The 21,500-nt window shown below is 64.3% G+C and carries 17 protein-coding genes and 1 pseudogene; 10 read left to right on the forward strand and 8 right to left on the reverse strand.

From position 1 onward, the window contains the following. Positions 1-14: 14 nt before the first annotated feature. Positions 15-830 (reverse strand): ABC transporter substrate-binding protein, encoded by an 816-nt coding sequence (locus tag JY96_RS08605; protein ID WP_161784269.1) that lies wholly within the window; start codon positions 828-830, stop codon positions 15-17. A 133-nt stretch (positions 831-963) separates the two neighbouring features. Next, a complete protein-coding gene (locus tag JY96_RS08610; protein WP_035036656.1) occupies positions 964-1,896 on the reverse strand; it encodes a LysR family transcriptional regulator in 933 nt (310 codons plus the stop codon). A gap of 155 nt (positions 1,897-2,051) precedes the next feature. Here JY96_RS08610 and JY96_RS08615 point away from each other — a divergent pair, with 155 nt between their 5' ends. Then, on the forward strand, positions 2,052-2,339 hold the full coding sequence (locus JY96_RS08615; protein ID WP_035036658.1) for a hypothetical protein: 288 nt from the start codon (positions 2,052-2,054) through the stop codon (positions 2,337-2,339). A 24-nt stretch (positions 2,340-2,363) separates the two neighbouring features. Here the strand turns inward: JY96_RS08615 and JY96_RS08620 are convergent, their stop codons facing one another. Then, positions 2,364-3,668: a TAXI family TRAP transporter solute-binding subunit gene (locus tag JY96_RS08620; protein ID WP_081961142.1), complete on the reverse strand. Its 1,305-nt coding sequence runs from the start codon at positions 3,666-3,668 to the stop codon at positions 2,364-2,366. A gap of 145 nt (positions 3,669-3,813) precedes the next feature. On the opposite strand from JY96_RS08620, the gene JY96_RS08625 reads away from it, so the two are divergent. Further along, positions 3,814-5,325, forward strand: coding sequence for a M20 family peptidase (locus tag JY96_RS08625; protein ID WP_200883463.1), 1,512 nt, complete (start codon positions 3,814-3,816; stop codon positions 5,323-5,325). Between the two features lie 12 nt (positions 5,326-5,337). Here JY96_RS08625 and JY96_RS08630 read toward each other — a convergent pair whose 3' ends face one another. Then, positions 5,338-6,006 carry a DsbA family oxidoreductase gene (locus JY96_RS08630; RefSeq protein WP_035036660.1) on the reverse strand — a complete coding sequence of 223 codons (669 nt, stop codon included), beginning with the start codon at positions 6,004-6,006 and terminating at the stop codon, positions 5,338-5,340. A gap of 189 nt (positions 6,007-6,195) precedes the next feature. Between JY96_RS08630 and JY96_RS08635 the strand changes: the two genes are divergently transcribed. From JY96_RS08635 to JY96_RS08645, 3 genes are all read left to right on the forward strand, one after another. Next, positions 6,196-6,840, forward strand: coding sequence for a DUF4142 domain-containing protein (locus JY96_RS08635; protein ID WP_052162287.1), 645 nt, complete (start codon positions 6,196-6,198; stop codon positions 6,838-6,840). A gap of 206 nt (positions 6,841-7,046) precedes the next feature. Beyond that, positions 7,047-9,551, forward strand: coding sequence for a hybrid sensor histidine kinase/response regulator (locus JY96_RS22115; RefSeq protein ID WP_052162288.1), 2,505 nt, complete (start codon positions 7,047-7,049; stop codon positions 9,549-9,551). A 144-nt stretch (positions 9,552-9,695) separates the two neighbouring features. Further along, positions 9,696-11,090 carry a sigma-54 dependent transcriptional regulator gene (locus tag JY96_RS08645; RefSeq protein WP_035036663.1) on the forward strand — a complete coding sequence of 465 codons (1,395 nt, stop codon included), beginning with the start codon at positions 9,696-9,698 and terminating at the stop codon, positions 11,088-11,090. A gap of 1 nt (position 11,091) precedes the next feature. On the opposite strand, the gene rpoN is transcribed toward JY96_RS08645, so the two are convergent. Next, positions 11,092-12,519, reverse strand: coding sequence for an RNA polymerase factor sigma-54 (rpoN, locus tag JY96_RS08650; RefSeq protein WP_035041825.1), 1,428 nt, complete (start codon positions 12,517-12,519; stop codon positions 11,092-11,094). A gap of 243 nt (positions 12,520-12,762) precedes the next feature. Here rpoN and JY96_RS08655 point away from each other — a divergent pair, with 243 nt between their 5' ends. Continuing rightward, positions 12,763-13,083, forward strand: coding sequence for a BON domain-containing protein (locus tag JY96_RS08655; protein ID WP_035036666.1), 321 nt, complete (start codon positions 12,763-12,765; stop codon positions 13,081-13,083). A gap of 71 nt (positions 13,084-13,154) precedes the next feature. Here JY96_RS08655 and JY96_RS08660 read toward each other — a convergent pair whose 3' ends face one another. Then, positions 13,155-13,568 (reverse strand): hypothetical protein, encoded by a 414-nt coding sequence (locus JY96_RS08660; RefSeq protein ID WP_035036668.1) that lies wholly within the window; start codon positions 13,566-13,568, stop codon positions 13,155-13,157. Positions 13,569-13,676: 108 nt separating this feature from the next. Here JY96_RS08660 and JY96_RS08665 point away from each other — a divergent pair, with 108 nt between their 5' ends. Continuing rightward, positions 13,677-14,762, forward strand: coding sequence for a mechanosensitive ion channel family protein (locus JY96_RS08665; RefSeq protein ID WP_081961602.1), 1,086 nt, complete (start codon positions 13,677-13,679; stop codon positions 14,760-14,762). Here JY96_RS08665 and JY96_RS08670 read toward each other — a convergent pair. Further along, a complete protein-coding gene (locus tag JY96_RS08670) occupies positions 14,753-17,119 on the reverse strand; it encodes a trehalose-6-phosphate synthase (protein ID WP_052162290.1) in 2,367 nt (788 codons plus the stop codon). The two genes, JY96_RS08665 and JY96_RS08670, sit on opposite strands and share 10 nt — an antisense overlap. A 148-nt stretch (positions 17,120-17,267) precedes the next feature. Between JY96_RS08670 and JY96_RS08675 the strand changes: the two genes are divergently transcribed. From JY96_RS08675 to JY96_RS08685, 3 genes are all read left to right on the forward strand, one after another. Next, entirely contained in the window at positions 17,268-17,546 is a 279-nt protein-coding gene (locus tag JY96_RS08675; RefSeq protein WP_152606411.1) for a hypothetical protein, read from the forward strand. Between the two features lie 215 nt (positions 17,547-17,761). After that, on the forward strand, positions 17,762-20,206 hold the full coding sequence (locus tag JY96_RS08680) for a PAS domain S-box protein (RefSeq protein WP_035036671.1): 2,445 nt from the start codon (positions 17,762-17,764) through the stop codon (positions 20,204-20,206). A gap of 72 nt (positions 20,207-20,278) precedes the next feature. Further along, positions 20,279-20,521, forward strand: coding sequence for a DUF3297 family protein (locus JY96_RS08685; protein WP_035036673.1), 243 nt, complete (start codon positions 20,279-20,281; stop codon positions 20,519-20,521). Positions 20,522-20,544: 23 nt separating this feature from the next. On the opposite strand, the pseudogene JY96_RS23870 reads toward JY96_RS08685, so the two are convergent. Further along, positions 20,545-21,390 (reverse strand): annotated as a pseudogene (locus JY96_RS23870) (putative bifunctional diguanylate cyclase/phosphodiesterase); the annotation flags it as partial. Positions 21,391-21,500: the final 110 nt, after the last annotated feature.

A 21,500-nucleotide genomic window follows, 5' to 3' on the forward strand; every position in this document is an offset into this window, starting at 1 on the left:
TCATGGCGTGCAGTTCAGTGGGCCTTGGCCTTGACACGGTCGAGCAGCTTCGCACGCCACAACGCCTGCAGTTTGGCGATGTGGCCCTCTTTTCTCAACTGCTCGAAGCCGGCCTCAAAAGCCTGGCGTGCGCGCTGCGAAACGGGATGCCGGCGGCTGAAGGCGATGTAGGCATGCTCACTACCAAAGTCGCAGATGGTGGTGAAGGTGCCTGAGACCCCGGCCTGCGCGGCAATGAAGTCCAGGCGCTTGACAGCATCCACCGTGACGAGCGCGGCGTCAATGCGGCGGGCTTGCAGCTTGCGCAGGTTGTTGACCTCCGACTGCGCGTCATCGGCATGGATCTGCGGCTGGCTGAACAGGGCGTCCACCGCGGGCCGGTATTCATAACCAGCGACCCGACCGATGCGCAGCGGCCGGGGCCACCGTGCGGGGTCACAACCCGAGAGGCCCGAGTCCGCGCGACCCACCAGGAGGTTGGACGCACTGAACACCGGGTGGACGGGGTACAGCAATTGCGCCTGCAACGCCGGCGTCTTGCTGGTGGAGAAGCAGGCCAGCAGCTTGCCGGACGACGCCAGCGCCTTGCAACGGGCATACGGCATCACCTTGAACTCGACGAGCCAGCCACTGCGTTCGAATGCGGCGCGCACCACGTCGTTCACATAGCCAGAGCCATCGGCGTAGGACCAGGGTGCGGCGTCATCCTCGGCCCCGATGACCGCGCGAGGCCGGGCCTCGGGCAAGGCCGCCTGCGCCAGGCCATGCGTCGGCACCACCATGGCACAGGCCCATCCCCAACTCACGAACCAGGCACGCCATGCAAGCACCACCAATCGCTCTCCAGCTTTCGACTGTCGGAGATTGAACCGCACGCGGGGGCGGATGTCCATAGCGAACAGATGGGCTTTTCCCCTGCTGTGGCGCGCATGTCAATGCAGGCCTTGCACCACAGGCTCGGCGTCACAGCCCCAGCCAGGGGTCCTTCTCTTCGCCACCAAAGGTCTCGATCAGAAAATCGAGGAACACCCGCGTGCGCATGGGCATGTAGCGGCGGCTCGGGTAGGTCGCAAACAGGTGCAGCACCGACAGGGACCAGCCCGGCAACACGCGCTCCAGCCGGCCTTGCTTCAAGGCCTCGTCCACCACGTAAGACGGAAAGCCCGAAGCCCCCAGGCCGGCCAGCGCGGCGGCATACAAGGTGTCGATGTGCGAGCTCAGCATCACCGCCTGGGAGGGCACCACGGTGATGGCCCCATGAGGCGCCGCACGCAAGGCCTCGCGCTCGGGCTTGAAGGTCATCTCCTGGATGTAGGCGGGGTGCACCAGGCTCAGGGCCAGGTATTCGCTGGGATGCCCGGGGCGGCCATGCCGGTCCAGAAACGCGGGCGAAGCGCAGGCGATGATGTGCGAGCAGGTCAGGCGCCGGGCCACGAACTGGCCATCGAGCTGCCCCGAGGTCGACACCACGATGCACACATCAAAGCTGTCGTCGATGCTCTCTGCGACGTTGGGTGCGACCAGCTCGATGCTGATGCGCGGGAAGCGCGCCAGAAAGGTGGGCAACACACGCGCCAGCTGGTGCGCGGCGAAGGCCGGTGGCACCTGCACCTTCAGGCGCCCGGACGGGTCCGTCGTGGCCGAGGTGGCCTCGCCTTCGATGTCGGCCAGATCGAGCAGCAGCTTGCGCGCCTTTTCCAGGTAGCGCTCGCCCGCGGCGGTGAGGACCAGCGTGCGGGTGGTGCGGTTGAGCAGGCGCACGCCCAGGTGCGCCTCCAGCTCGTTGATCAAGCGGGTGACCACCGAGGGTGACAGGTCCAGCTCGCGGGCGGCGGCGGCAAAACCCTGGCAGTCCACCACGCGGCAAAAGACGGTCATGGCCTGGATGCGGTCCATCGGTGCTCCTTGATCGGGCCGTGGTTCAGGTTGCAGCCCAGGTCATTATTCTCGTTTCAAGAACAATGCATTCGCGTGAAGGTGGTTTTTCTTTCTGTTCGCGGTTCTTACAGTGAACCCATCGACAACAGACACCCCACCGAAAGGCCCCCATCATGAACGCCCTGAACGCCACCCTGCTCGCCGCCACCAGCCTCCTGGCCGCCGCGCTGTCCACCTCGGCCCTGGCCGCCGACAAGGCCGATCAGCGCAGCAGCGCCACCGCCAGCCAGGCCGCCCCTGCTGATGCCACCAGCGAGAAGACCCGCGCCGAGTTCCTGCGTGCCCGCAAGGCCGGCGAACTGGACTACGGCCACGAGTTCCAGATCGCCGAGACCACCGCCTTCAAGCGCGCCAAGACCGAAGCCGCCCCGCTCACCAGCACCCAGGTGGCCTCGCACTGAGCACGGCAGCCGCGCCCCCTGCGCTCACGCCATCTTGCTCAAGCGGTGACGCACCAGCTCGATGTGCGCGCGCAGGTTGTACAGGTTCTCTGAAAAAGCCAGCGGCGTGCGGATGTGGCTGACGCCGCGCTCGATGTCGTCGAGCCGGCTCATGGCCTGCGCCTTGTCGAGCTGGCTGCCCTCCAGGTCCAGCTCGTACTCCAGCTGCTTGAGGCGGCCATACCAGCGATAGATGCGCGACTTGATCCGCCAGGCGTACACCGAAGGCGCCAGGCGCATCACCGGCAGGAGCACCGCCACCAGCGGGATCAACAAGACCACCAGCCGGTCTGCCCAGACTGCGATCCAGAAGGGCAGGTAGCGATGCAGGAACGACGGCCCGTTCTTCATGTAGCGGGCCGCGTCGTCGCTCAAGGGGATGTCCACGCCATTGGGTGAAGGGAACTCGCCCTCGTGGTGCAGCATGCTGGCGTCCCCCGTGAGGTCGGTGGCCACGGCCATCAGCAAGTCGATCAGCGCAGGGTGGATGTCGTCACGCACGACCAGGTTGGCCGTGGGCGCCACCAGCATCACGTCATGGTCCGGGATGTTGCGCGCCAGATCGAAGCTGCCCATGGGCAGGACGATGTGGGCCAGGAAGGGGAACTGGCGTGAATACGCTTCTGCTTGCGCGAAGTCCAGCAAGCGCACCCCCGGCTGGCGAATGAGCTTGCCCACCAGGTTGGACTCGGGCGCGCCCACCACCATGATCGCGTCCAGCTGCTTGTTGATCAGCTTTTGCGCGGCCTCTTCGGAAGGCCACTCGGCCAGGCGCGTGTTGTGCGCGTCCACCCCATTGGCCGCCAGCAACTGTGCCGCCAAGGCGTGCACACCGCTGCCCTTGGGCCCGATGGACAAGGACCGCCCCTTGAGCGCGCTGAGCCGCTCCACCTTCAAGCCCTGGCGGTAGAACACCCAGACCGGCTCGCGGTACAAGGAGGCCAGGCTCATGAGGTCTTCGCCATCGGCATCGGTGGCCACGCCACCTTGCACCACGGCCAGCGTGACACCCGAGTGGCGGTCATTGAGCAGGCGCAGGTCTTCTTGCGCGCCGTGCGTGGTGCGCAACTCCAGCTTGATGCCGTTTTGAGCCAGGGCCGTCTGCATGTCCTTGGCCAGGCTTTCGTAGGCGCCGCCCTCTTGCCCCACCGTCATCACGATGCGGCTGGGCGGTGCGGGCGCAATGAAATGGCTGGCCACCCAGAAGGCGCCCGCCACCAGGGCCAGTGCGCCGATGAAGGTCACCCAGAAATCCAGCGAGGTCCAGCGGGACCAGATCCATCGAGCCATGTTACGCCATTCTTCAAAACCGGCATCTTAGCCAGGGTAGACGACAAGGGCGCGAAGCGGGCCTGCTCGCCTATCATCGCGCGACCCGCAAACCCCGGGCGAATCGCTGCCCACCACACCCATGACACCAGCCGCCCGCCGCCTCATGCCCACCCCGCGCGCCCGTGCACACGCCATGCGCGGCCGCCTGCTGCCCAGGCTGGCGCTCACCTTGCTGGCCCTGGTGGCAGGCCTGGCCGCCATCATGGCGTGGCACACCTGGCGCATCGGGCAGCGCGCCTCGCAAGACGCCAACGTGCCAGCCCGGCCTGGCGCGGCGGTGAACGCCCAAGCCGTGGCACAACGCCTGAGCCAGGCCGTGCAGCAAGCCACGATCTGGGGCCCCAAGGATGAGCATGCGGCCGCGTTCGAGGCCCTGCACCAGCAACTGCAAACCGGCTTTCCTCATGCGCATGCCGCCTTGAAACGCCAGACCTTCGGGCGCCACGCGCTGCTCTACACCTGGGTCGGTCGCGACCCGCAAGCACAGCCCATTGCGCTGCTGGCTCACCAGGACGTGGTACCCATCGCCCCGGGCACCGAGAAGGACTGGCAGCAGCCCCCCTTCTCCGGCGCCATCCAGGATGGCTTCGTCTGGGGCCGTGGTGCCTGGGACGACAAGGGCAACGTCATGGCCATCATGGAAGCCGTCGAGATGCTGGCCCAGGCGGGCTTTCAGCCAAAACAAACCACCTACCTGGTCTTCGGCGCCGATGAGGAAGTCGGTGGGCAGGACGGTGCCCTGCTCATCGCGCAATGGCTGCAGCAGCAGAAGGTGCGCCTGCGCTTTGCCATGGACGAAGGCCTGTTGATCACACACGACATGGTGCCCGGCGTGCGCAAGCCCGTGGCCTTGATCGGCATGGCCGAAAAGGGCTACCTCACGCTGCGCCTGAGCGCCAAGGCCCAGCCCGGCCACGCCAGCATGCCGCCGATGCGCAGCGCCATCGGCCTGGTTGGTGAAGCCGTGGCACGGGTGGAAACCCATCAGATGCCCGCCCACCTGAGCGGCCTGCCGCGCGAGATGTTCGAGACCGTCGCACCCGAGGTGCAAGGCCTCAACCGCTGGCTGCTGAGCAACCTGTGGCTGACCGAGCCCCTGGTCATCAGCCAGTTGCAGAAAGCGCCCTCCACCAATGCCATGGTGCGCACAACCACGGCCGCCACCGTGTTCCAGGCCGGCGAGCGCGAGAACGTGCTGCCGGGCGTGGCCTCGGCCTTGATCAACTTCCGGCTCTTGCCCGGAGACAGCAGCGCACAGGTGCAAGCCCATGTGCAGCAGGTGCTGGCCGGGCTGGATGTGCAGGTGACACACGAGCCGCAACTGGTGGAAGCCTCGCCGGTGTCCCGCTCCGGCACGCCGGCCTACCGGCTGCTGGCACGCACCCTGCGCGAGCTCCAGCCCGATGTGGTCGTGGCCCCGGGGCTGCTGGTGGGCGGCACGGATTCACGCCACTTTGCCGCCGTCAGCGAGTCCATCTTCCGCTTCTCGCCGGTGCACGCCGGCCCATCTGACCTGGCCCGCTTCCATGGCACCAATGAGCGCATCGGCATCGACAACTACGTGCAGATGATCCAGTTCTACGAGCGCCTGCTGCGCAACACCGACCAGCTTTGATGCGGGCCCCGGTCAGCCGGCTGCTGACTCCGACTCGGCCGCGATCTGGCGCAAGGCCTGCTCGAACACCCCGGCAGGCTGCCCACCCGAGATCAGATGCCGGCTGTTGACGATGACCGCCGGCACCGAATGGATGCCGTGTGAGGTGTAGAAGGCCTCTTGCTCGCGCACCTCGCGAGCAAACTCGTCACTGGCCAGAATGGCCTGGGCCCGCGCCACATCCAGCCCCGCTTGCTGCACGGCGGCCAGCAGCACCATGTCGGCGCCCATGTCCTGGCGATCGCGGTGACAGGCCTGCAGCAGCGCCCGCTTCAGGGCCCGTTGCTGCACCGGGCCCGTTTCACCCGCCCAATGCAAGAGGCGGTGGGCATTGAAGGTGTTGTAGATGCGGCCCCGGCCCTCGGGGCTGAAGGCGAAGCCCACCTCGGCACCGCGCTGGCGAATGGTTTCTCTGATCTGAGCCTGCTGCGCCGGTGTGGAGCCGTACTTCTGGGTCAGGTGCTCGCCGATGTCCTGCCCACCGGCCGGCATGTCGGGGTTCAGCTCGAAGGGCTGGAAATGAATCACCGCTTCGACCTCGCCCTGAAGCCGCTGCAAAGCCAGCTCCAGCGCCGACAGGCCGATGGCGCACCAGGGGCAGGACACATCGGAAACAAAATCAATCTTCAAGGCAGTGGGCATGCGGCAAGCTCTTCTGGACAGGTATTGATCGTAACCAAAGCAACATAACCAGATCCTCAGGGGGGTTGTGCCTCGTACGCCCACGCACGCACGATGTGGGATGGGCATGCCGGGCATGCCAATTGCCGCTCAAGGAGCACGACTGTTCCAGCCCATGGAACACCCTCGTTCACCCCCAGGAGAACCCCGATGAAGCTGTGCCCCACTCCCTCCCGAGCCACCCAAGGTGCGGTCTTGCACGCCTTGCCCGGTGTGTTGTGTGCCTTGTTGTTGAGCTTGAGCCATGCGCCCATGGCGTGTGCACAAAGCCAGGCGCTCCCGCATCCGCCTACAGCGGCCTCCGCTGCTTCGCCGCCGGCTGTCACGCTCGTGCACAAACTGCCCCAGGCCGATGCCGACTTTCTGCATGACGCCATTCAACAGTGCCTGACGAACGCACAAAGCAGCCAACTCGCGCTGGAAACCAGCCGCGATACCCAGGTCAAGAACCTGGCCCAGCAAATTCTGACCCAACACGCCAAAACACGCGATCAACTGGTGACCCTGGCCATGGCCAAGGGTGTCGAAGTCCCCACCACGCCCTCCTTGACACAAAAAGCCAGGCTGATGATGCTGTCCATGCGAGACGGCGGCAGCTTCGACAAGGACTACATCAGAAGCTGGGCCATTGCCGCCAATGAAGCCGCTGTCGAACTGTTTCAAAAGGCCGCTGCAGAAGCGGATGACAATGACGTCAGGGCCCTGGCCAAGGAGGCCGTCCCCGCGATGCAGCATGCTGTGGAGTTGGCCCGGTCCCTGCAGTTGAGCAACGCGCAGAGCAAGGCCGACAACTGAGCTGCCATGGCAGGCGGGATCGAAGTCATGCCGGCCAGCGAAAACCGACAAGTCGGTAAACCTTGCAGGGTCGAGGCAGAAAATGCCGCAAGCAGCCCCTGCCCGACGTCCCCCCGAGGTATGACTGAACATGGGGATCTACCGTGGCCCTGATCGGATTGCTTCCTCCCCCCAGGCGGCCTGCAAGCTCACTGCAGGCTCGCCTCATGCTGCTCATCGTGATCGTGGCCTTGCCCATGGCGCTGCTCATGGCCGGGCTGATCACCCAACACCTGCGCGACGAACAGGCCCGTTTCGAGTCAGCCATGCAGAACCGCGCAGCAGGGTTGTCGCAAGCCGTGGACCGCGAAATTCGGGCATCCATGAGTGCGCTCAATATCCTGGTCGTATCCGACACCCTGCAACGAGACGACCTGGCCGGCTTCTTCAGTGCCGTGGCAGCCCTGCCCAGTGCACCCGGCGCATGGCAGGGCGTTTTTCTGATCGGACCAAACGACGAGGTGCTCCTCAACACGGCGCAACCACAGGGCAAGCCACTGGGCGTCTTTGCGGACAAAGCCTTGCTTGATCTCGTGCGCCGGGCACCACAACCACGATTGAGCAACCTGGTGTTGGCCCCTGACGGGCAATGGCGCACCAGTGTGCTGGCGCCTGTGCTGGTCAAGGGGCGTGTTCGCTACGTGCTGGGCGCATGGCTGGCACCCTCGATCTGGCAAAGGGTGCTGGAAGACCGCGCGCAATCCAGCGGACCACACGCAGGCTACACCTGCCTGGTCGAAGGGCACCTGCGCCAACTGGCGTGCGAGCGCGGCGGCGAAGCGATGCCGAGTCACCCCTTGCCTGATCCGCTGCAGACCTTACTGCGTCGACATCCCTCAGGGTGGGTTCGCGGTGATGCCTTGCGAGCCAGCGACAACCATGCGGCGTGGCAAGCCGTGGGGCCTTTTTCCTGGCAAGTGCTGGTCATTGAGCCGGTGTGGCCTGCCCTGATTGCGCAACTGGGCGGTGCGGCAGAGTTGTCCATCGCGGGTTTGCTGACCCTGATCGTGGCCGTGACGCTCGCCTTGAAGCTGGTTCGGCGCGAACACGCCCCCTCACCGGCACGCCGCCATCCCGCCTCGGCCGCCAAGGCTCCGCTCACAAAGCAACCGCAGCCGCGCGTGAACCAGCTCCCCCGCGAGCTGGACGAACGCGTTCTGATCGAGTGGGCGCAAAGCGTCGGGCACATCGGCTTCTTCAACCACGCACATGGCAGCCCGCAGGTGAACTGGACACCAGGCCTGTCGCTGCTGCTGGGGCTGCCTCAGGCGGCATGCGAAGGCAGCTGGCGCCAATTGCTACGCCGCCTGAACCCGCAGGACAGACGGCGCCTTGTGCAACAGGTCAAACAAGCCCTGCACGAAGGCATCGCGCAACTCACCCTGGAGGGCCGCTGCCTGTCGGGTGAGCCGCAACCTCGCTGGCTGTCATGCCGCGCATCCTTCACCTACGACACGCAGCGGCGGGCACAGAGCATCACCGGCATGGTGATGGACATCAGCCCGCAGAAGGCGCTGGATCACGAGCGCGCCGCCTTGATGGTGCGCGAGCAGTCGGCGCGCCAGGAAGCAGAACGGGCCAACCGCGCCAAGGACGAGTTTCTGGCCATGCTGGGCCACGAGCTGCGCAACCCGCTGGGGGCCATCTCTGCGGCCTGCGAAGTGCTCAACCGCGCAGCGCCCCAGGAGGAGGTCGCACAGCGAGCCCGCCAGATCATCGCACGCCAGACCTCGCATCTGTCCCGGCTCATGGACGACCTGCTCGACGTGTTTCGTGTGATTTCCGGCAAGGTCTTGCTGGTACGCGCACCCATGCTGCTCGGACAGGTCGTTCAACGTGTGGCTCACACCCTGGAGCTGGCAGGCCAGCTCGGTGCGCATGAACTCAGCCTGAAGATCGACGAGGTCTGGGTTCATGCCGACATCACGCGTATGGAACAGGTGATCACCAATTTGCTGAGCAACGCCGTGAAGTACACGCCAGCCGGTGGCGCCATAGAAGTCCGCGTTCAGAAGCAGGACAACCACGCCGTTCTGCAAGTGCGAGACAGCGGTGTGGGCATGACCTCCGAACTCATGGGCCATGTGTTTGACATGTTCGTTCAGGGCGAGCGCGCCATGGACAGGCCACAGGGCGGGCTGGGCATCGGGCTCGCACTGGTGCGCCGGCTGACCGAGCTGCACGGCGGCCAGGTCAGTGTGGACAGCCCTGGACCGGGGCGAGGCTGCACGTTCACCGTGCGCATGCCGCTGGCCCAGGCCTTGTTGGCGCCCGTTGAATCCAGCGCCGAGCAAGGTGCGAGCGCCCCGCGCCGGGTTGTGGTGGTTGAAGACAACGAGGACACGCGTGAGGCCCTGTGCGCCTTGCTCACCCTGAACCACCATGACACCTACTCGGCCACGGAGGGCCGAAGCGGCCTGGAACTGATCATGCAGGTACAACCCGATGTGGCCCTGATCGACATCGGCTTGCCCGGCCTGACCGGGTATGACGTGGCCCGCCACCTCCGATCTGCAGGCTATGGCGGGCGGCTGATCGCGGTATCCGGCTACGGCCAGCCCGCCGACGTGCAACGTGCCCATCAGGCGGGCTTCAACCAGCACCTGGTCAAGCCAGTGAACCCCAGCCTGCTCGAACAGTTGCTGATGCCCATGCCACACGGCGCGTGCTGATTCACTGCAAGCCCCTGCTGAGATCAGGGCCGACTGCGTCAAGGGAATCAAACTGTAAACAGTCGGCCTACTGGCTTGACTGGGTGGCATGCGGCTGCACAATCAATCGACAGGGAGCCGACAGATGTCCAAGGAGCACCGACCATGCCTCATGCATTGGTTGTCGATGATGAAGCTGACGCGGCAGACATGCTGGCGTCACTGATTGCCAGCGAGGGCTTCAGTGTGGCCACGGCAGGGTCCTTGCGCGAGGCACGTCGTCAACTGGCCTTGCAGGAGCCTGATGTCGTTCTGCTGGACCTGATGCTGCCCGATGGCAGTGGCATGCAACTGTTCGATGACGAACAAGCCCTGGTCAATGCCGAGGTGGTGTTGATGACGGGCCACGCCAGCCTGGAGACATCCATCCAGGCACTGCGCCTGGGTGCCGCCGATTACCTGCTCAAGCCCATCCAGCTCAAACAACTGTCGGGCGTGCTGTCCAGGGCCATCAAGCCAGCCGCCCTGAAGGCCGAAGCCAGCGCCCTGCTGGACGGCCTGGAGCGAGAAGGTCACTTTGGTCTCCTGTGGGGCCGCTCGCCGCTCATGCGCCGTGTCTACGATCAGATCGTCAAGGTGTCGGCCACGGCCGTCACCGTGCTGATCACAGGGGAAAGCGGCTGCGGCAAGGAGGTGGTGGCCAGCACCGTACATGAACTGAGCCGCCGGCGCCATCGCCCCTTCATCGCGGTGAACTGCGGTGCCATCTCGCCCAACCTGATCGAGAGCGAGCTGTTCGGCCACGAGAAGGGCAGTTTCACAGGCGCCGAACGCCAGCATCAAGGCATCTTCGAGCGGGCCAACGGCGGCACGCTGTTCCTGGATGAAATCACGGAAATGCCCCTGGATCTGCAGGTCAAGCTCTTGCGCGTGCTCGAAACCAACAGCTTCTCGCGGGTGGGCTCAACCCAGACGTTGCAGGCCGATGTTCGCATCATGGCGGCCACCAACCGGCCGCTTGACCAGGCGGTGAAATCCGGCAAGCTGCGCGAGGACCTGCTGTATCGGCTCAATGTCTTTCCCATCGCGCTGCCCCCTCTGCGCGATCGCATGGAGGACATTGCCTTGATTGCCGCGCACTTTCTCGATGAGATCTCGCGCCGCGAGGGTGCGGTCAAGCAATATGACCCCCAGGCGCTGGGCAGGTTGAGCAACTATGCCTGGCCTGGCAATGTGCGAGAACTGCGCAACATCGTGCACCGTGCTTATGTGATGGCCCCTGGCTCGGTGATCACCGATGAATGCCTGCCCTGCCCTGATGAACCACCTTCCGTGGTGTCAGGGGCACCGGTGCTGCACATCGATCTCGGCACGCCGTTGGCCGAGGTCGAGCGCCAGGTCATCCTGGGCACACTGGACCATCTTGGCCGGCACAAGGAACGCACGGCCGCCACGCTGGGCATCAGCCTCAAGACGCTCTACAACCGTCTCAAGGAATACGCCACGATGCCGTCCGCGCTGGACGAGCATGATGCGGCGTCCGAGTCGCCCAAGGCTTGAGTCACCCTTGGCGCCTTCGGCGTTGGCCGGCCATCCCGATGTTCATCATCTGGCGGTACTTCGTGACCGTGCGGCGGGCCACGGCCAGGCCTTGTCTTGCCAACAAACGGGTGATGTCGACATCGGAGTAAGGCCGTGCGGTGTCCTCGCTGTCGAGGATCTCCTTGATCAGACCGCGGATGGCCGCGGTCGAGCATGTTCCGCCGTTGCTGGTGTGCACCGCGCGCGAAAAGAACCGTTTGAGTTCAAAGACACCCGCGCTGGTGGCCAGGTACTTGTTGTTGATGACCCGGGACACCGTGGATTCATGCAGCCCCAATGCCTGGGCCACATCTCGCAGGCTCAAGGGCCTCATGCCCATCTCGCCGTACTCCAGAAACAGGTGCTGTCGCTGCACGATGAGCCGGGCCACGCTGACGATGGTATGAAAGCGCTGCTCGACATTGCGCACGATCCACCTGGCCTCATGCAGGTGCGCGGCCAGTTCGGCGTGACGGGTGCCACGATGGCGCTGGAAGAGGTCAAAACACGCCTGGTTGATGCTGACCCTGGGCACGGCCGCCGGGTTCAGCGTCACGACCCACTGGCCCTTGTCTTGCCGGGCAATCACGTCCGGCACGATGAATGGCAGGGGGTCGGCACTGTAGCGCCAACCCGGATGCGGGTCCATGTGCCTGATGCGCTCGCAGACCGCGCGCACGTCGGCCAGACTTTGCCCCAACACCTGGGCCAAGGTATCTGTGTCCCGCGTCGCCAGCAGGTCCAGATGATCGCGGATGATGGCCCGGGCCATCCTCTGCTGCCTCAACCCTTCGATCTCGGCAATCTGCAAAGCCAGGCATTCCTGCACGTGGCGTGCACCCACGCCTGTGGGCTCCATGACCTGCACCCGGGCCAACGCCTGCAAGAGTTCCTGCTCCGTGACCGCAGGCTCCAGGCCGGCCAAGGCCGCCAGCTCGGACAGGTCCTGGCGCAAATAGCCGTCGTCGTCGAGTGACTCGATCAACAGGCCCACCAGGGCCCGCTCACGATCGGACAGCTTGAGTGCATTGGCCTGCACATGGAGATGCGGTCGCAAGCTCGTTGCCACAGGGACCCGGTTGACGACCGTGTCGTCATCCCCCCGATCCGCCACCATGCCACCCGTTGCGGGCCACGGCATCGCGGCACTGGCCCACGGTGCATCGGCGTCTTCAATGAGCACATCGGCCTGGCGGCTGGCGGGCTCGATCGGGCTTGCCTGGTCATCGTCATGGGCCGCCTCGGCAACCGGGTCAAGCTGTTCGAGAAACGGGTTCTGCGCCACGATCTCGCTGACTTCCTGTGCAAAGTCAAGCGAAGACAACTGCAGCAGGCGAACGGCCTGTTGCAGCCGAGGACTCATGGTGGCACGCTGTAGCGCGGCCTGTCCGAGGGCGGTCTGAAGCATGACGGGGTGCTCTCTGTGATGGATGCGGTACATGGCGCGGCGCAACATCCATGCCCACGCGAAAACCAAGGGCGCGCTGCTGAACAGAGCAGCCAACGCTACATGGTTTTGTGCGTCTTGCCGCAACGATTGCCGATTCAAGGGCGCGTGGCCTGCGCCAGACCGGTACGTCTTTTGCTCACCTGTATTCATACAGCCCCTGCTTTGTCCCGGGCTGTCAGGCCACTCAAAAGGAGCCACACCATGAAGAGCTTGATTGTTGCGCTGAGCCTGGCATGCCTGCCAGCCATGACCCTGACCTCCTGCGCGGTCACAACCGGGCAAAGCTCGGTGGGGCAGTACGTTGACGACAGCACCATCACGGCCCGAGTGAAAGCCCGGTTCGCAGAGAACGAGAAGGTCAGCGCCATGCGGCTGGGCGTGGAGACGCTGGGCGGCGAAGTCCTGTTGTCAGGTTTCGCGCTGACCCCCGAAGAGCGTGCCCTGGCTGGTGACCTCGCCATGACGGTTTCGGGTGTCAAGAGTGTGCGCAACAACATCGAAGTTCGCGCCACCCGGAAATGAAACGGCCCACCTGTCAGGCAGCCGTCATGGGCAGACCACCAGCGTGGCAGGTGGCCACCCATGACACCCACTCAGCGTGGCGAGCTGGCGCCGCCCTCTCGCCTGTAAGCCCCGTGCGGGTCAACGGGGTCCGTATCGGCATTGCTGGCGCTGCCTTGATTGTGCTGGGCCTTGGCCTTGCTGCCCGACTTGTGCTTCTTGCCCTTGGCCGCGCCAGAGGCCTTGTCGTCGGGTTGGCTGGCTGCATCCCCGCGCATGCCCGCGGCCGGCGGCGCATTGTCCATGGACCATGGCGGCATGCTGGGTGCTGCCCCGTCTGAGGGTTTCGTAACGCGATCGGGGCTTGAGCCCGCAGTCGAACCCGGGTTGTCGGCTTGCGCCTTGGGAGGCTCGCCAGTGGAGGCCTGATCGGCCCGCACGGCCCCGACCATCGACAGCAAGGTCGTTGCCAGCGCAGCGTGAATGAATTGTTGACGCACGTTCATTGAATAGCTCCTTACGGAAGTGACTCGACAACACGAGACTGGGTTGCCGCATCACTGCAGGGGCAAGTGGCGTGCCTCGGTGCCTCGATCAGCAGAAAGGACGCAAACGTGACTGCCCTCGAAAACCTCTGGCTGCATGACCAGTCGCAATGGCTGCACGTCGGTGTCATCGGCCTGGTGCTGGCTCTGAGTGCCAGCCTGGTCTTTCGCGGCGTCGACGCCTTGCTCACACGGGCGGCAACAGGTTCCGATCTTTTGCAAAAAGTGCGGCAAACAACGCGCGCGCCGCTCAATGCCCTGCCCCCCCTGCTGGCGCTCGAGCTGGTGATCTTCAGCGCCCCCGATCAACTGATCGGGGTGAGCGTGGTGCGGCAGGTGTGCACGGTGGCCCTCATCTTTTGCACCACCTGGCTGCTGACGCGCACCGTCAGCGCCATGGGCGATCTGATGTCGTCTCGACAACCTGCCGGGGCCGTGGACAGCGTGGCCTCACGCAGGCTCATGACGCAAACGCGGGTCATCACGCGCAGCGCCACCTCCATCCTCAGCCTGATCGGCATCGCCATGGCGTTGATGACCTTCCCGGATGTCCGCCACATCGGCGCCAGCCTGTTGGCTTCTGCTGGCCTGGCCGGCATCGTTGCGGGCCTGGCCGCCCGGCCGCTGCTGGGCAATCTGATCGCGGGGCTGCAGATCGGCCTGACCCAGCCCATCCGGCTGGAGGACGTGGTCATTGTGGAAGGCGAATGGGGCTGGGTCGAAGAAATCAATGGCACCTATGTCGTCGTGAGGCTATGGGACCAGCGGCGCATGGTGGTACCCCTGGAATGGTGGACCCAACACCCCTTCCAGAACTGGTCTCGGTCGAGCTCGGCCATCATTGGCTCGGTCTTCCTGTGGGTGGACTACCGCATGCCTTTACAGCCTTTGCGTGATGAGCTGCAACGCAGCTGCCAGGCCTCCAACAACTGGGATGGCCGGGTCTGCCTTCTTCAGGTGACCGAAGCGGGTGAACACGCCATGCAACTGCGTTGTCTGGTCAGCTCTGGCGACTCCCCGAAGAACTGGGACTTGCGTTGCGAGGTGCGAGAGCAACTGCTGGCCTGCATCCAGAAAGGCTATCCGCAATACCTGCCACGCTTGCGGGCCGACTGGGACAAGATCCGCCCGCTTGCACCCGAGCGTCATGCCTGACGTTGACGCGTGGCAGATTCGCTGGACTCGTGGCGCCAGGGCACGTGCATGCGCCTGGACGTCGGGTGGGCAACCTGCACGATCCGGTTTTGCACACGGATGCGCTGCCGCTCGTCTGCCGCATCGAGCAGCATGCGGCCAGCCCAACGATAGATATTGAAATCCACCAGCCGCTGACGCATGGCCCGCATGCGCTCTTGCTGCTCGGCCCTGCTCATGGTGAGGGCCCTGTGCAAGGCATCTGTGGTCTGCCCGATGTGGTATGGGTTGACGACCAGCGCTTCGTAGAGCTCGCTGGCTGCCCCAGCAAAGCGGCTGAGAATGAGCACCCCGTCTTCGGTATCCCTTGCCGCCACGAACTCCTTGGCCACCAGGTTCATCCCATCATGCAGGCTGGTGACCATGGCCAGATCTGCCGCCCGGTAGTGCTCGGTCACGGCCCTGTTGTCATGGTGCTCGATGAGCAGGATGATCGGCGGAGGCGAACCCGGCGCGAGGCGGGTGAAGTGGTCGTTGATGCGTGAGGCATGCTCGCGCACGCTGGCATCCAGCCGCCTGTAGGCCTCCAGCGTGGAGCGTGTTGGCGCTGCAATCTGAATGAACGTGAAGCGCCCCACCCATTCAGGCCGGGTCTCCAGCAGGTGCTCGACCGCCAACAGGCGCTCCACAATGCCCTTGGTGTAGTCCAGCCGGTCCACCCCGATGCCCAGCTCGTGCTCGCTGGGCAGCCCATGGCGCATGCGCACGGCGCTGCGGGCCTGCATCTTCAAAGCCTGGGCATTGTCAGGTGGTGGCGTCCAGTGAATGGAGATGGGGTAGTCACGCACCTTGGTTCGTTGTCCCTGGAAGATCACCGAATCATCTTCGCGGGAGATGCGCGACTCCATGAACCGGTCCACGGACTCCAGGAAGTTCTGGCAGTGGTAACGCGTGTGAAAACCCAGGATGGTGCTGCCCAGCAGGCCCTCGATGATGTGCCGGCCCCAGGGGCAGATGCCAAAGGACTCGGCGTTGGGCCAGGGAATGTGCCAGAAGGTCAGGATGGTGGCCTGCGGCAGGCGCTCGCGCAGGAGCTTGGGCAGCAAGGCGAAGTGGTAGTCCTGCACCAGGATGACGGGATTGGGTGAGCGGGCTTCGGCCACGACGGCATCGGCAAACTTGGCGTTGACTGCCTGGTATTGCAACCAGTCACTGTCACGAAACACGGGGCGCTCGTGGGCAATATGGCACAACGGCCACAGTCCCTCGTTGGCAAAGCCAAAGTAATAGCCTTGCTCCTCTTGCTGCGACAGCCAGACACGGCGCAGCGTGTAGGCGCCTTTGTCCTGGCCGCCGTCCTGGGAGTGGGGGGGCACCTGGATGCGTGACCGAGCGTCCACCACATCCGCATCGGCCGAACCGCTGCCATGGGCCACCCAGGTACCCGAACAAGCCCGCATCACGGGCTCCACGGCGGTCACCAAGCCACTGGCTGGGCGATCCACGCGAATGACGCCATCCTCCTGTCGCTGATGGATATAGGGCTCGCGGTTCGACACCACGATCAACTCGTCGCCAAACAGGTGCTCGCGCAACAGCAGCTTGAGCGTCTCGGGGCGCCATTCGATCGTGGTGTCCTTGAGGATGCGGCGGTCTTCGTGGACGCTGCGCAAAAGGCGGCGCAGATCAGGCAACAAAGGCTCGATCTCCGGCGCTGCGCGCCGCTGCCCTGGCGCCACGTGATCCTCACGCAAGATGCGGCGCACACCACTCACCCAGTAGCGCCAGCTCCAATTGGCCATCAGCAACAACATGGCAGCCAGGCACAGCCCCAGTCCGGCGAAGACCCAGATCACATAACGTTGTGTCTGCTCACCACGGCGCCAGGCAACCTGGCGGCTGTGAACCACCACCATGCGGGCCTGGTCACCATCTGGCAAAGCGGTCAGCGGCAAGGTCACCTGGCTCACATGGACCCCCAAGCCGCCGTTCCGCCACAGCTTGCCCATGTCGTTCGGCGCATCGCCTTCGCAACCCAATGTCATCGGGTAGGTCTGGCTCCAGGCAAACAACTTCCGATGGCTGTCGCACACGGCCACGGCAAGCAGGCGCTTGTCCTGCGTCAGCGCGTTGAGCCGACTCGTCAGGGGCGCGCGTTCGCCGGAACGGATGGCCCCCTGAACCGGTTCCACCATGGCTTGCCCCAGCAACAGGGCGCGCTCATCCAGGTCACGGTCGGCCCAGTTCGACAGCAAGGGCTGAACCAGATTGAGCACGATGGCCGACAAGAGCACGATGACCAGCATCAGTGGCAGGATGAGCACGACACTCCAGCGAAGCATGCGCAGCCAGGCCCCGCGCACAGTTGAAGCAGACATGGTGATGCCCCTTGGAATCCGCGCGAATCACGCCCAGGGATGGGGGCAAACAGCGTGCCCGCAACAGGCCGGCAGGCAGCCCCATCGACGCACAGCTATGTCAAACTCGCTGTGCGCGGCATTCGCCAGCCCCAAACCGGATCCCACCATGAGCATCGTCGTGTACTGGCTGACCCAGGGCCAGCCTTTCGTGGCCACCTTCAATGACCAGCAGCTGCTCGAAGCGCTTGCTTTCTCCGAAGCCAAGCGCAAGGAGAAAGACGCCGATGGCAAGCCGCTGCACAGCCACATCGTCACCAACTCCGAGCTGGGCGACCACGTGGGCAAGCCCGGCGTCAGCGACGAGCTGCCTGCCGACTACAGCTGGACCAAATCCCACCGGGGCGGCCCACCCGAGTCCGGCAACCCGCCCCGGACCCTGGCTTGAGTTCGCTCGACCTCATGACCGAGACGAACGCCATCGTCAAGCAGGGTCTGCCAGCAAAACGACAGCAAGATTCGACGAGAGAATGGACTGTGCTTGCCCCTCATACCTTGACAGGGTATTCTGGCTTGCCGAGCATCAGTCAAATCGCATGTGAGTAAGACCTGCGAGGTGTTCTGTTGACGTGAACCGTGCTCATCTGTCGTTGCGCTGAACATATGGTCAAAACGTCTCGCCTCGGGCTCGTTGCACTCAACGTCATGATGACGGTGTTCTGCGCGACCACGCTGTGGCGGTCCTGGCAGGCGGACATGGCCGCCGGCAAAACACAAGCGCTGACCACGGCACGCCTGCTAGAGCAAGGCGCGACTGCCTCCTTCGACAAAATTGCCGTGGTGCTGTCCGGTGTGGCCGACCGCCTGGAACACGAGGCCACCGAGGGTGCGCAGGAGAGCGGCACGAACTTGTGGCAGACGGTAGACCAAGCCATCAGCCGCATCCCAGACGTTCAGCAAATCGAGGTGTTCGATGCGAATGGCCAGCAGCTCTGTGGTCAACCCATGCAACGCTGCATGCACCTCGACATTTCAGCCCAAGACTACTTCCAGCGTTTGCTCAAACAGCCAGATGAGCGTGTCGGCTTTTACGGCACCTACACAAGCCTGGCGGATGGGCAACCTTGCGTGATCATGGCGCGCGCCCTGTTTCGCGCGCCGCACGCCTTCAATGGCGTGATCATCGCCGTCATCCCCGTGTCGCGATTGAGTTCGCTGATCGCCAAGGCCAGCCTGGGACAACATGGCATCGCCGCACTCCGCTCCAGCACATTGAATCTGGTGGTGCGCTATCCGGCAGCGCCTCCCTCGGCCAGTTTGGCCAACCAGCTCACCACCGAGCTCACCCGGGTCATCCAGAGCGCGCCCAACGAAGGGGTGTACCGATCCACAAGTCAACTCGATGGCGTAGAGCGTGTCATCGCGTACCGGCGCATGCCCGACCTGGCACTGTATGTCATGGTTGGCAACGCGCTCGATGATTTTATGGCGGACTGGTGGTGGCATCTCGCCTGGATGATCGCCTTCCTCCTGACCTTCTTCACGGCATCCTGGTCCTTGAGTCGGCGCACGCTTCGGCGAGCCAGGCAGTACGAGCGAACCCAAAGGCTCTACAACACCGCGCCCTGCGGGTACCACACCCTTGATCCGCACGGCCGCTACCTGAGCATCAATGACACCGAACTCACCTGGCTGGGATGCCCGCGCGACGAGGTGATCGCTCGACTGAGCCCCACCGACTTCATGACCGAAGAGAGCCGACAGACCTTTGCGCAGAACTTTCCTGCCTTCAAGCAAAAAGGCGAACTCAACGGCCTGGAGCTGGAACTCGTGAGCCGACAAGGTGTCGTACGCCGCGTTCTGGTCAGTGCCAAGGCCGTGCAAGACAAGCAGGGCCAGTTCACCATGAGCAACTCGGTGATGCATGACATCACGCCGCTGCATCAGGCCAGGCAGGCATTGCGCGAACAAGCACGACAGCAGGCCCTGATGCTCAATACCGACCTGATCGGCATCATGCGGCTTGTGCAGCGTAAAACCGTGTGGGCCAACCAAGGCATGACGAGAATCTTCGGTTACCCCGGCGAGGCGTGGCAGGGCATGCCCGTGCGGCAACTCCATGCCGACGAAGCGAGCTATGCGCACGTTGGAGAAGAGGCCTATGCCGCCTTCAGGCAAGGGCGCCCCTACCGGACGCAGCTTCAGATGCGGCGCATGGACGGCAGCCTGGTCTGGATCGACGTCAGCGCTGCACGCCTGTCGGACACCACAGAAGAGGTGATGCTACTCCTAGCCGACATCACCCCCTTGAAAGAGGCCGAACAAGCCCGCTTGAAGGCCGTGGAGCTGGAGGCGCAAAACCAGCAGCTCAGGGCGCTCAGCCGCCTCAAGGACGATTTCCTGGCCAACATGTCGCACGAATTGCGCACACCGCTCAACGCGATCATGGGCTTCACGCAGTTGCTGCAAATGCAGCGCTACGCACCCGATAGCGCCTTGTATGGCTCCGCGCTCCATCAAATCGAGTCAGGCGGGCAGCGTCTGCTGGACCTGGTGGAATCGATGCTGGCTTTCGGTCAGGTCGAAGCCGGCAAAATGCCCTTCTCACCGGCCATGATCGATGTTCAGGCGGCGCTCGACGATATCTGCGACACCGTTCGGCCTCAAGCGCAGCAACACCAGATCGAACTGCATACAGCGATTGACCCGACCATGAGCAAGGTGGAGGTCGACCCCTTGCGCCTGCGCCAAATGGGTGTGGCGCTCGCGAGTAATGCCATCAAGTTTTCCAGACCTGGCAGCCTGGTATGGGTGCGTGCCGGCTACCTGGGCGAACTCGAGTGGTTCCTGGAGGTGGAGGATCAGGGCGCAGGCATCGCCGCATCCGACCTCTCCAGGCTGTTCACGCCCTTTGTCCAACTGAGCTCCGGCATGAGCCGCACCCACGAGGGCGCGGGCCTGGGGCTGGCCCTGGTGCGCCACATGGCTCGGGCGCAAGGCGGCGAGGTCTATTTGCTCACACAGGAAGGCGTCGGCAGCATCTTCCGGATCGTTTTGCCTCGACAGGCTCCCGTGCCCGCCGACGCATGGGCCTCGGCCAACATTTGAAGCGCCGTCAAATCTTGGACAATACCGGCCTGAGCAAGTTCTGCTGAACCCGACCCTGAACAAGAAGACACCATGAGCGAAGCCGCCCCCGCCCTGCCCGACCGCCTGTCCATCGACCCCTCCAGCCCTTACTTCAACGCCGACGTGTTCCAGCACGACATCGGCATCCGCTTCAATGACAAGGAGCGCAAGGACGTCGAGGAATACTGCGTGAGCGAAGGCTGGATCAAGGTCGCCGCCGGCAAGAAGGTGGACCGCAAGGGCAAGCCCCTGATGCTCACGCTCAAGGGCAAGGTCGAAGCCTTCTACAAATGAGGCACGGGCGCGCGTGACGCGCCTCAGGCCTTGACCGGATCGACCGTCTGGCCCGCGAGAGGCGGCTGCGACGCGTCCTCCTCTGCCTGGCGCGTGAGGAAGCCCTCGAAGTCCGCAATGGCCACGGGCTTGCTGAACAGATAACCCTGGAAGCGGTGGCAACCAATGGTCGTCAGGAAGCTGCGCTGGCCTTCGGTCTCCACCCCTTCGGCAATCACCTCCAGGCCCAGGTTCTGGCCCAGGCTGACCACGGTGCTGGCAATGGCCGCGTCGTTGGGGTTGGTCTGCAGGTCGCGCACAAAGGCCTGATCGATCTTGAGCTGGTCCAGCGGCAGCCGCTTGAGGTAGGACAGCGACGAGAAGCCGGTGCCGAAGTCATCGAGCGAGAAGCTCACGCCCCGCTCCTTGAGCGCCGACATCTTGGCGATGATGTCATCCACGTCGTTGACCAGCATGCTCTCGGTCAACTCCAGCTTGAGCCGGCTGGGTTCGATGCCGCAGCGATCCACGATGCTGAGCACCTGCGCAACAAAATCGGGTTGACGAAACTGCCGCGCGCTGACGTTCACCGCCAGTTGCAAGGCCGCCGTGGCCGGGTTTTGCGCCCAGGCCGCCAGCTGCGTGCAGGCCTGCTTGAGCACCCAGTCACCCAGCGGCAGGATCAAACCGGTCTGCTCGGCCATGGGGATGAACTCACCCGGCGACACCATGCCGTGGCGCGGGTGTTTCCAGCGCACCAGGGCCTCGGCACCAATGACACGGCCATCCGCATGCACCTGCGGCTGGTAGTGCAACAGGAACTGGCCTTCGATCAAGGCGGTACGGAAGTCGGCCTCCAGCGCATTGCGGGCGTTCACGTCGGCCTGCATGACCTGCAGGACCATGTAGAGCGTGGCCACGGCAAAGATGTCATTGCCCCAGGCATTGAGGGCGCGCACATCATCGGGCTGCACATAAGCAGGCGCCACACCAAAACGCG

It is taken from the genome of Aquabacterium sp. NJ1 (genome assembly GCF_000768065.1).
GTDB lineage: Bacteria > Pseudomonadota > Gammaproteobacteria > Burkholderiales > Burkholderiaceae_C > Aquabacterium.